Source organism: uncultured Subdoligranulum sp., from assembly GCF_937890665.1.
This window is the reverse complement of sequence record NZ_CALADU010000119.1, coordinates 1-11,538: the sequence shown is the minus strand read 5'-3', so window position 1 is coordinate 11,538 and position 11,538 is coordinate 1. Positions and strand designations below refer to the sequence as shown.

Genomic DNA, 11,538 nt, shown 5'->3' with positions numbered 1-11,538 from the left:
AGACCTACCCCATGAACTGGCCCATCGGCTGCGGCAAGGGCTTCAAGGGCGTGTTCGACCGGAATGCCCGCCGGGTACTGGCCTTTGAGAGCGATGGCCGTGCCAACGGCGTCAAGATGGTGGACGAGATCGAAGCCGAACTGGGCGACGCCAAACTGGACGAGCTCATCGGCGCCGAAAACCACCAGAAACTGGCCGACGACATCGAGCTGCTGGACGGCGCGGCGGAAGAATTTGATCTGGAAGCTGTGCACAACGGTACGCTGTCCCCTGTGTTCTTCGGCTCGGCGCTGACCAACTTCGGCGTAGAACCCTTCCTGAAAGAATTTTTGCGGCTGACCCCCACCCCGCTGCCCCGCAAGGACGCCGAGTCCGGCGAGGTGGTAGATCCCTGCAGCGAGAATTTCTCCGGCTTCATCTTCAAGATTCAGGCCAACATGAACAAAAACCACCGGGACCGCATCGCTTTCCTGCGTATCTGCTCGGGCAAATTCGAGCGCGGTATGGAAGCCTTCCATGTGCAGGAGGGCAAAAACATCAAACTGGCCACCGGTACCAGCCTGATGGCCGATGACCGTGCCATTGTCAGCGAAGCCTACGCCGGCGACATCATCGGCCTGTTTGATCCGGGCATCTTCTCCATCGGCGATACGCTCTGCACCGGCAAGCCCCATGTCCAGTTTGCGGGTATCCCCACCTTTGCCCCCGAGCACTTTGCCCGGGTAACACAGGTGGACACCATGAAGCGCAAACAGTTCGTCAAAGGCATGGAACAGATCGCTCAGGAAGGCGCCATCCAGATTTTCCGGGATTTGGGTTCCGGCATGGAGGAAGTCATTGTGGGCGTGGTAGGCGTTCTGCAGTTGGAAGTGCTGGAGTACCGCCTGAAAAACGAATACAATGTGGACATCCGCATGCAGCAGCTCCCCTATGAGTATCTGCGCTGGATCCTCAACGATCCCGACGAGCTGGATCCCAAGCATCTGGATCTGACCAGCGATACCCGTCCCATCGAGGACCTGAAGGGCAATCATCTGCTGCTCTTCGGCAGCTCCTGGAGCATCAACTGGGCCGAACAGCATAACGAATCTTTGCGGCTGTCCGAGTTCGGCAACCTGACCTTTTAACAGTCTGCGGCCCGTTTTGTGAGGAAGAAGAAATCATCTATGCTGAATCTTTTGCGGCAGCGTCCCACCAAGCAGACCTTGGTGGAGGACGCCAAATTTTTCGGCCTGCTCAACGCAGGGCTGATCGCCACCGCGTTGGGCATCGCCCTCTTCAAGACGCCCAACCACTTTGCCTTCGGCGGCACCTCCGGTCTGTCCATCATTCTGTCCACCCTATTTCCCAAATGGAATGTGGGCTTCTTTATGTGGATCGTCAACGCCGCGCTGGTTTTGCTGGGCTTCGCTTTTCTGGGGGTACGGTCCATGGGCTGGACCATCTACTCTTCCTTTGCGCTGTCTTTTTATGTCAGCCTGTGTGAGGAGATCTGGCCCCTGACCGCCCCGTTGACCCACGATGTCTTTTTGGAACTATGCTACGCCGTTATTCTGCCCGCAGTGGGCAGCGCCATCGTTTTCAACATCGGCGCCTCCACCGGCGGTACCGACATCGTGGCGATGATCCTGCACAAATACACCAGCTTGGAGATCGGCCGTGCTCTATTGGTCAGCGATCTGGCCATTGTGCTGGTGGGCGCCTATCTGTACGGTCCGGCCACCGGATTGTACTGCATTTTGGGTATGGTCCTTAAGACCACCGTGGTGGACGGCGCCATCGAAAGCATCAACCTGCGCAAGGTCTGCACGGTGGTGACCACCAACCCCGGCCCGGTACGGGACTTTATCGTGAAAGAGCTCAATCGTTCCGCCACCGAGGAACGAGCCGAAGGCGCCTATTCCCACGAGGAAAAATGGGTGCTGATGACGGTGCTCACCCGGGCACAGGCCCAGCATCTGCGCCGTTTTGTACGCCGCAACGATCCTCATGCCTTCATCACCATCGTCAACAGCAGCGAGATCGTGGGCAAAGGATTCCGTTCCATCTAAAAAATTCCAGTACAGCGCCCGCCGGGAATCCAGCGGGCGCTTTTTTGTGTTTTTCTCCCCCCGTGTACCGGTTGTGCCGCAGTTGTATTTATGCGTTATATATGGTATACTTTCTTACAAACTTTTTATTCTGTACTAAGCGGAGGAATCATCCCCGATGAAATATCTGACCTATGCGGAACATGCCTTCCTGCACGGGCATCTTTCCCGTGTGCGGCACGTCACCTTGGATCCTGACGGGCCCGGTGTGGTGCGCATCCACCTGATCCCCTGCCGTCATCCTGATCGGGAAACCCCTTTTGTAGCGATCCTGAACGGGCAGGATATTCTGCCTCTCAACGTCAGTTGGGCCATTCTGCTGACCAGCTTGATCGAGGCACTTCATCCCCACAGCGGCAAGGAACTGACCCCCGCCGAATGGTCTGCCGTCACCGCACAGGCAGTGGCTATGACCCACAAAGTCTACCGCCGCACCCCGCCCCTGCAGATTGAATCCGACCTGCAGCTCTTGTTGGATTGTCTGTGTGCCGTGGCCCGGGGCCAAACCCCGCCGCTTCATGTCCAGCCGCTGCATCTGGGGGACTATGCCCCCCGGATGAACGCCCCCCACCGTATGGATCTGATGATCAGTTCGATGGTCAAGGACGGGGCTTGGCACTGCAACCAGAAATGCCAACACTGCTACGCTGCCGACCAGCCGCTGGGTGCTGTACCGGAGCTGGACACCGACCAATGGCTGGCGGTGATTGAAAAGTGCCGCAGTGCGGGTATTCCTCAGTTGACCTTTACCGGCGGAGAACCCACCCTGCGCAACGACCTGATCAAGTTGGTACAGGCAGCCCAGTGGTTTGTCACCCGGCTGAACACCAATGGCCGTATGCTGACCAGCGCCATGTGCAAAGACTTGAAAAACGCCAGTCTGGACGCGGTACAGATCACTTTTTATGCCGCTGACCCTGCCATTCACAATGAACTGGTGGGGGTGGACGGCTACACCGACACACTAGGCGGCATTAAAAACGCACTGGCTGCCGGGTTGAATGTCAGCCTGAACACGCCGCTGTGCAGCCTGAACCGAGATTATCTGGCCACGGTGCAGTTGGCGAAAGAGCTGGGCATCCGGTACCTGACCTGCAGCGGGCTGATCCCCGCCGGCAAAGCCACCACCGAAGCCAGCCGTGCCGAACGGCTGACGCCGGAGGAACTGGTGGAAGTACTGCGTCCCGCCATGGCCTACGCCGCGGAAAATGAAATGGAGATCAACTTTACCAGCCCCGGCTGGCTGCCCGAGGAAACGCTGCGGGAACTGGGCTTTACCCAGATCCCCAGCTGCGGTGCCTGCCTTTCCAACATGGCGGTAGCCCCCGACGGTACGGTTTTGCCCTGCCAAAGCTGGCTGTCCGGCCCGGGTCTGGGCAATCTGCTGCGCACCCCGTGGCACCACATCTGGCGCAGCACGGCCTGCTGCACCATCCGCAATACCAGCGCCGCCATGGAGCGGCGCTGCCAACTGGGCGCAACGCCTTTGCAGGAGGGCTGCTGATGACACATTTTCATCCTTTGCGCCGTCTGGCCTGCGTGCTGACGGTGCTGCTCTGCTGTCTGTTGACCGTGCTGCCTGCCGCAGCCGAAACTGCTGACGCCCCCTATGCCGAGGAAGGGGATCTGGACTATATCCGCAACTATGTCGTTACCGTAGACCTGCGGGAAGATGGGTCGGCAGACATCACCTACGATATTGACTGGCAGGTGATCGGCGGGGAAAAGACCGACTACCTGAGCTGGGTCAAGATTGGCTTGGCCAACAGCCATGTGGACGAATTGACCCCCCTGACCGATACCATTTCCGATTTACAGTACTCCGACGACGGGGGCAGTTACGCCAAGGTGGTCTTTGCCCGGCGCTATTATGCGCCCGCCATCGCCGCCGCCAACGGCGGGGAAAGCGAAGTACAGTTCGCCTTCTCGGTCCACCAAAGCCATCTGTTCACCCTGAACGACGACGGCACCGCCAATTTCACCTTTACCCCCGGCTGGTTTGATGACCTGAGCGTGGGCAATATGCAGATCCGCTGGCGCAACAGCGAAGGCTTTGTAGCCGATAACACCGGGGTGGACGGCGACTATCTGGTGTGGGATTTCGGTCCGCTGACCCACGGGCAGGCAGCCAAAGTCCATGTGACGGTGCCGGTCACCTACTCGGCGGTCTATGCCCCGGAGGACGCCATGACCGCCGAAGATTACAGCGGCGTACAGCAGTCCAGCGACGATGATTTCACCGAGGTAGGCTATATCCTGCTCTTCGTGGTCTTTTTCGGGGTGTGCATCTTCTTGGTTGCCTACCGTCCCCCCTACTGGGGCGGCGGCTTTGGCGGCGGCATCGACCCGATGGATTGGTTCTGGTACACCAACGGTATCCACACCATCAGGCGTGCCCGGACTGCACCGCCCCCGCCGGGGTATCACCGCACCGACCCGCCCAAGAATTTCCGTCCGGGCGGCGGCACCAGCCGGGGCGGCGGCGTAGGCCGTCGGGATAGCGGCGGCAACGACCATCACTTTACCTGCGCTTGTGCCTGTGCGTCCAGTTGCGCTTGTGCCTGCGCCTGTGCCGGCGGTGGCCGTGCAGGATGCAGCGTAAAGGATTTTTATACCGTCAAACTGCCCCGGACGGAAAGCGAGGACCATCATGAGTCTTGAAGAGCAATACGATGCTTGGGTTCGCGGCCTGATGGGCGGCGGAAAGTACGCTGCCACCCCTAACGAGGCTGCGCAGGCCAGCGACGCCGTGCAGCAGATGCAGGCCCAGTTAGAAGCGCTGAACGCCGCCCAAAAACGGCAGAAACAGGCTACCGCAGCGGTGGATGCCCTGCACAAGGCAGGCAGCGCCACGGCGGAGCATGTACGCCAGATGAGCAGTGAACTGACCCGTTCCCTGAAACAGGATGGTTTGCTGGGCGGCACGGTAGCTGCCCCCACGCCCCGTCCGGCAGCCGCTTCCGGACGCCCGGACTTTTCCGGCGTGGCCGACAAGGTCAAAACCGAGGTGCTGGGACAGGATGCCTTTGTGACAGCCGTGGTCAAGGCCTTTCGCCGCCCCTTTGTGCTGGGTACCGCGAAGCAGACCGACCGGGCCAAAAACCTGATGCTGCTTTGCGGGCCGGAAGGTACCGGCCGCCACTATGCCCTGACCTGCGTGGTGGAGGAGCTGGCGGCCCGGGGCATTCTGCGCAGCGCGGCGGTGGAAACGTTAGATCTTTCCCTCTACCCCGGTCCGGCACAGGAAAAACTGTTTTTGCAGGACTTGTACGCGGCGCTGCAATCTGACGCCGAGGTATTGGCTTTTGACCACTACGAGGGCTGTGCCCCCACCTATCTGAACATGCTGGCCACCTTGTCCATCGACGGAACGCTGGCACTGTCCAGCCGGTATGTGCTGCAGCGGGGCATCCTTGTGGATGTGGGCACCGCCTTGGCCCCCGGCGCCATCGGGGAATTGCAGGCGGGCGGCAAGTACTTCGTCTTTTTCTCCCGCAAGGGGGAGGACGCCTTGGCCGAGACCTTCGGCGCCCGGTTTGTGGATGCCATTGCCGGGGACATCTGCCGTACCGAACCCTTTGCCCCCGAGACCCTGTCCGCGGTGGCTGCCCGGGAGCTGAACGAACTGGCCCAGCGGGTGCGCAAACAGTGCGGGCTGACCCTGACGATGGGCGGCGATGTGCGGGATCTGCTGGCTTCCCAATATGGCAAGACCAGCGGCATGCAGGCCATGCGAGATTACTGTGACACCGTCTACCGCGCCATTGCCGAATATGTGTTGGACGCCGACGTTCTGCCTGCCGACAACACCCCTGCCCTGCTGACCGCGCAGGGGAACCGCCTGTATATGGCGGTGAACGGCGGTACGCCGCTGGATCTGCTGGCCCTGCTGCCCCAGCAATACCGCGGCGACGTGGATGCCGTGGAGGCCGAGCTTTCCAAAATCGTGGGCTTGGAAGAAGTCAAGAATTATGTGCGGGACGTCGCCCAGAATGTGCAGGCCCAGCAGCGCCGCAAAGCGCAGGGACTGCCGGTGGCCGATGTGAACATGCACATGATCTTTACCGGCAACCCCGGCACCGGCAAGACCACCATTGCCCGAATTTTGGCCAAATACCTGAAAGCCATCGGCGCTTTGCGGGGCGGCCAACTGGTGGAAGTCACCCGGGCCGATCTGGTAGGGCGTTATGTCGGCCACACAGCGCCGCTGACCAACAGCGTGATCCAAAGTGCCTTGGGCGGTGTGCTCTTTATCGACGAGGCATACAGCCTCTACCGCGGCAACGAGGACAGCTTTGGTCTGGAGGCCATCGATACGCTGGTGAAGGGCATCGAGGATCACCGGGACGAGCTAGTGGTCATTTTGGCGGGTTACACCCATGAGATGCAGCAGTTCCTCGGGGCCAACTCCGGGTTGGCCAGCCGCTTCCCCAACCAGATCGAATTCCCCGATTACACCGGCGAAGAACTTTACCGCATCACCCTTTCGCTGGCTCAGGGCAAAGGCTATGTGCTGGCGGAGGATTGCCAAACACCGCTGACCGACTGGTACAGCCGCAAGCAGGCGGAGGATGCCGCCACCAACGGCAATGGCCGTATGGCCCGCAACGCGCTGGAAAAGGCGATTTTGAACCAATCCAAACGGTTGATCGCCGACCCGGAAGCCGATCTTGCACTGTTGCTGCCCGGCGATTTTGAACTGGACTAACGGCATAAAACACCAAAGCGCAGAACCTATTCCCATAAGTTCTGCGCTTTTTCTCTAACAAGATAACAAAAAGGCGGCGAACCGTAGGGTTCGCCGCCTTAGTCTTTGTAACAGAGATTACCGGGCCGTGTAATCCTCGGCCAGGTCGGCCAGAATCCGGGGGGCCGTTTCCCGCGTATCGGTCATGCGGACCGCGTTGCGCAGCGGCAATACCGAACGAGGCGTGACAGAGAGTTCATCCACGCCAATGGCAAGGAAGGTCTCGGTCAGGGTCAGATCTGCGCCCAACTCGCCGCAGATGCCTACCCAGATGCCATTCTTGTGGGCATTCTCGGTGACCATCTGGATCAGACGCAGCACAGACAGGTGATGGGGGTCGTAGAAGCGGCCCAGATCATTGTTCTGACGGTCGCAGGCCAGCGTGTACTGGGTCAGGTCGTTGGTGCCGATGCTGAAGAAGTCCACTTCCTTGGCCAGACGGTCGCTGCAAACCGCGGCGGCCGGCGTCTCGATCATGATACCGATCTGGACGTCCTCCCCGTAGGGGATGCCTTCCTTCTTCAGGTCGCGCTTTACTTCCTCGCACATACGCTTGGCTTCCCGCACTTCCCAAACGCTGGTGACCATGGGGAACATGATGCCCAGTTTGCCGAAGGCAGAGGCACGGAAGAGGGCACGAAGCTGGGTGCGGAAGATCTCCGGCCGGGTCAGGCAGATGCGCAGTGCACGCATGCCCATGGCGGGGTTATCTTCCTTGGGCAGATTGAAGTAGTCGATCTGCTTGTCCGCACCGATGTCCAGCGTGCGGATAATGACCTCTTTGCCATCCATATCGGACAGAACGGTCTTATAGGCTTCAAACTGCTCGTCCTCGGTGGGATAGTCCTTGCTGTTCAGGTAGAGGAACTCACTGCGGAACAGACCAATGCCGCCGCCGTCGTTGACCTGCACGGCGTGGACATCCTCGGGCGAACCGATGTTACAGTAGATGCGGATCGTCTTGCCGTCCTTGGTCACGTTGGCCTGCCCTTTCAGGGTCTCCAACAGGCGCTGCAGACGCAGTTGCTCTTCCCGCTTCTTCATCAGGCGGTCACGGGTATCGTCATCGGGGTCGATGACCAGCGCACCGGTGCTGCCGTCGGCAATGGCCTGACGGCCCTCGTACTCCGGCTTAAGGGCGTCGCCCAAACCTACGATGGCGGGGATGCCCATGGTGCGGGCCAGAATGGCCGTGTGGCTGGAACCGGAACCGCCCGCCGTCACAAAGCCCAAGATCTTGGACTTGTCCAACTGGATGGTCTCGGACGGGGCCAAATCGTCGGCAGCCAGCAGCACCGGCACCTCCGAGGCAATACCGCCCTGCACCACGCCGCACAGAATGCCCAAAATGCGCTGGCTCACGTCCTTCACGTCGGCAGCACGAGCCTGCATGTAGGCGTCGTCCATGGCGGCAAACATCTCGGCAAACTGCTCCGCCACATCGGAAACCGCCGCCTCGGCGTTGAGCTTCTCGTTCTGGATCAGATTCTCGATGGCTTCCTCATAGTCCAGATCTTCGGCCATCATCTGGTGGGTTTCAAACAGCATGGCGGCCTCGTCGCCGGCCTCTTCCCGGGCCTGTTCGGCCAGCTTGCCCAACTGCTCGATGGCGCCGGTCTGGGCGCCCTTAAAACGATGCCACTCGGCATCCGTATCCTCTACCGTATACCGTTTGATCTCAGCGGTAGCGCGGCGGTAAAAATATAACGGCCCAATGCCGACACCGGCCGAAACACCTTTGCCCTGAATGGTGATCATATGGGGAACCTCCCTTATTCCTTAATGGGAAAAGCCGCGTCCGCTATATCAATACAGCGACCGCGGCCCTTGCGTTTGCAAAAATTACAGATGCTCGTTGAAGAACTTCTCCAGCGCAGGAGCGGCGGCCTCCTCGTCGGCGCCTTCCACCTGAACGGTGACGGTGTCGCCGCACTTGATGCCCATGCCCATCAGCGCCATCAGCTTGACGGCATTCACAGACTTGTCGCCCTTGATGATGGTGACGGTGCTCTGGTAGCCCTTGACCTCTTTGACCAGCAAGCCGGCCGGACGAGCATGGATGCCAACAGGCTCCTTGATCGTATAGGTGAACTCTTTCATTGTTTTTTCCTCCCATAAGTCGCACAGCATTCCACCGCACGAGACATAATATTTAGTCGTTATTATGATAACATACTCTGCGGGCATCGTCAACGGAAAATAGGCCAAAAATATACAGGTTTTTTGTATATTTCGGTCAATTTTGTTTCGTAGAAAGGCATCGTCCGTCCATATTCCGGGTTGTTTTTTGTACATTTGTGCCCTTTTTGCCTACCAACCCCGCGCTGTCCTTAGGGCAGCGGCGCCCCCGCCAGCAACGCCTGCATCACATCTTCGGGTCTGGCTGTATGGTGGGCATACCGCTGCCGCAGCGGTGCGGCAGCGTTGTCCATAATGTAGGGTGTCCCCACCAGATCCAGCATCGCGGTATCGTTATAATTATCCCCAAAGGCCATCACTTCGCTGGGGTCAATGCCCAACACGCTGCACAGCGTCTGTACACCGGTGCCTTTGTTGGCCATTGTGGTGTCGATCCAGTAGGGACCGGCTACCGCGCAGTTGGCCTGCTGCCAGCGGGGCACAAAACGGTCCACATAGGCCTCCACCCCTTCGTGCAGATAGACCGAGACCTTGACGATCTCCTCCGGGATCTCCGACGGGTCATGGATGATCTGATACCGGTTGCCGATAAACCGAACCCGGTCCAGCATGCCCAGTCCCCGCTCCATCAGATAGGCGCAGTTCTGGCCGGAGAGCATGACCTCCCCCTGCCCGTCGCTGCGTTCCCACAGATCATGGGCGATTTCCTCGGCCAATGCCCGGGGCATGGTCGTCTTGCCAATACATTGTTCTTCCTTATAGAGTACACCGCCGTTTTCGCACAGAAACGCACAGTACTGGGCCACCGGTGCAAACAAGGTGCGCAGACTGGTGTACTGCCGGCCGGACGCCGGGCAGAACAAAATGCCTTGCTCGGCCAACGCCTCGATCAGCGAATAGGCTTCCGCTGTGGGGCCTTTGCGGCCATACGGCACCAGCGTACCGTCCAGATCGCTGCAGATCATTTTAATATTCATAGGGTTCCCCTGCCTGTATGGATTTACGCCGCACCTTCCAAATAAATGCGGCGGTTATATTGTAGCATATCCCCACAGTCTTTTGCAATTTGTACCCGTTTGCGGTATGATAGACGCAAGAGGTGATGCGTATGTCATGGATTACCGTCGGCGGAAAATCCCCCGCCGACCACGGCGCAGCCTTTGTGGCGGAGAATGCCACTCTGGCCGGGTCGGTGCGGTTGGAGGAGGGCGCCAGCGTCTGGTACGGCGCGGTACTGCGGGCCGACACCGGGCGTATTGTGGTGGGCGCGGGCAGCAATGTGCAGGACAACGCCGTGCTGCACACCGGCCCCGAGCTGGACATTGTGTTGGGGCGCGGGGTGTCCGTGGGACACAGCGCCGTGCTCCATGGCTGTATGATCGGGGACGGGTGCATGATCGGTATGCATGCCACGGTGCTCAACGGCGCCGTCATCGGCCCCGGATGCCTGATCGCCGCCGGCGCTTTGGTGCCGGAACGGGCTCAGATCCCCGCAGGCAGCCTGGTAATGGGGGTGCCCGGCAAGGTGGTGCGGCCGGTGAGCGAGGAACAGAAAGCCGCCATTGCCGCCAACGAAGCGGAATACCGGGAACTGGCGCGGCAGCATGCCGCCGCCCGGTAACAGATACAAAAAAGCGGTCCCGCCTTGGCGGGGCCGCTTTTTTGTTTACAGAACTTTGGACAGAAACGCCTTAAGACGCTCGTTCTCCGGGTTATCAAAAAATTCTTTGGGCGGTTTGTCGACCTTGACGACGCCCTCATCGATAAAGATAATGCGGTTGGCCACCTCCCGGGCAAAGCCCATCTCGTGGGTGACGCAGATCATCGTCATGCCGCCCCGGGCCAACTCCTTCATCAGTTCCAGCACTTCGCCTACCATCTCAGGGTCAAGGGCGGAGGTGGGTTCGTCGAAGAGCAGCACGTCCGGGTTCATGGCCAGCGCCCGCACAATGGCGATCCGCTGCTTCTGCCCGCCGGACAGCATGTTGGGATAGGTGTCGGCTTTGTCGGTCAGACCGATGCGCTGCAACAGTTCCATAGCCTTGGCGTCCGCCTCGTCCTGCTTCATCAAGCCCAAACGCACGGGAGCCAGTGTAATGTTGCGCTTCACCGTCAGGTGGGGAAACAGGTTAAAGTGTTGGAATACCATGCCCATTTTCTGCCGCACCCGGTCAATGTCTTTGTCGTTGACCTCGGTGCCGTTGAAGATGACCTGCCCGCCGTCCGGTTCCTCCAGACGGTTGAGACAACGCAGGAAGGTAGATTTGCCGCAGCCGGACGGTCCGACCAGCACCACGCAGTCCCCTTTGTGGATGGTCAAATTGACCCCACGCAGCACCTGCAGACCGCCAAAATTCTTTTGCAGATTTTTAACGTCGATCACTTTGCGCCATTCTCCTTTCCAGTTTTCCCAGCAAGGTGCTGAAGAGCAACACCAACACCAGATAGATGGCCGCCACGCCCAACAGCGGGAACATGGCTTCGTAGGTACGGTTCATGACGCCCTGCGCCGCATACAGCAGCTCCTTGCCGCCGATGACGGTGATCAGCGAGGTATCCTTG

General features: G+C 59.5%; 10 protein-coding genes and 1 pseudogene. 6 read left to right on the top strand and 5 right to left on the bottom strand.

What is annotated here, in order from left to right; translation table 11 throughout:
* The 5 genes from Q0526_RS07295 to Q0526_RS07275 all read left to right on the top strand — a co-directional run.
* Positions 1-1,127 (top strand): peptide chain release factor 3 (locus Q0526_RS07295; protein ID WP_298732082.1); only part of this gene is annotated, 1,127 nt, incomplete at its 5' end.
* Positions 1,128-1,166: 39 nt separating this feature from the next.
* A complete protein-coding gene (locus tag Q0526_RS07290) occupies positions 1,167-2,051 on the top strand; it encodes a YitT family protein (protein WP_298732080.1) in 885 nt (294 codons plus the stop codon).
* A gap of 157 nt (positions 2,052-2,208) precedes the next feature.
* Complete coding sequence (locus tag Q0526_RS07285; protein WP_298732078.1) at positions 2,209-3,594, top strand: radical SAM protein; 1,386 nt, start codon at positions 2,209-2,211, stop codon at positions 3,592-3,594.
* Positions 3,594-4,751 (top strand): hypothetical protein, encoded by a 1,158-nt coding sequence (locus Q0526_RS07280; protein WP_298732076.1) that lies wholly within the window; start codon positions 3,594-3,596, stop codon positions 4,749-4,751. Before Q0526_RS07285 ends, Q0526_RS07280 begins: the two co-directional genes overlap by 1 nt.
* Positions 4,741-6,798, top strand: a complete 2,058-nt coding sequence (locus tag Q0526_RS07275) for an AAA family ATPase (protein WP_298732074.1) — start codon at positions 4,741-4,743, stop codon at positions 6,796-6,798. The genes Q0526_RS07280 and Q0526_RS07275 overlap by 11 nt, the downstream gene beginning before the upstream one ends.
* Positions 6,799-6,915: 117 nt before the next feature.
* Here the strand turns inward: Q0526_RS07275 and ptsP are convergent, their stop codons facing one another.
* From ptsP to Q0526_RS07260, 3 genes are all read right to left on the bottom strand, one after another.
* Positions 6,916-8,595, bottom strand: coding sequence for a phosphoenolpyruvate--protein phosphotransferase (gene ptsP, locus Q0526_RS07270; protein WP_298732072.1), 1,680 nt, complete (start codon positions 8,593-8,595; stop codon positions 6,916-6,918).
* Positions 8,596-8,679: 84 nt separating this feature from the next.
* The gene (locus tag Q0526_RS07265) at positions 8,680-8,937 is read right to left on the bottom strand and encodes an HPr family phosphocarrier protein (protein WP_298732069.1); all 258 of its coding nucleotides are present in this window, start codon (positions 8,935-8,937) and stop codon (positions 8,680-8,682) included.
* Between the two features lie 230 nt (positions 8,938-9,167).
* A complete protein-coding gene (locus tag Q0526_RS07260) occupies positions 9,168-9,953 on the bottom strand; it encodes an HAD family hydrolase (protein WP_298732067.1) in 786 nt (261 codons plus the stop codon).
* Between the two features lie 131 nt (positions 9,954-10,084).
* Here Q0526_RS07260 and Q0526_RS07255 point away from each other — a divergent pair, with 131 nt between their 5' ends.
* A complete protein-coding gene (locus Q0526_RS07255) occupies positions 10,085-10,597 on the top strand; it encodes a gamma carbonic anhydrase family protein (protein WP_298732065.1) in 513 nt (170 codons plus the stop codon).
* A 45-nt stretch (positions 10,598-10,642) separates the two neighbouring features.
* Here the strand turns inward: Q0526_RS07255 and Q0526_RS07250 are convergent, their stop codons facing one another.
* Both Q0526_RS07250 and Q0526_RS07245 read right to left on the bottom strand, forming a co-directional pair.
* A complete protein-coding gene (locus Q0526_RS07250) occupies positions 10,643-11,359 on the bottom strand; it encodes an amino acid ABC transporter ATP-binding protein (protein WP_298732063.1) in 717 nt (238 codons plus the stop codon).
* Positions 11,346-11,538: pseudogene (locus Q0526_RS07245) on the bottom strand (amino acid ABC transporter permease); the annotation flags it as partial. The gene Q0526_RS07250 and the pseudogene Q0526_RS07245, both read right to left, overlap by 14 nt.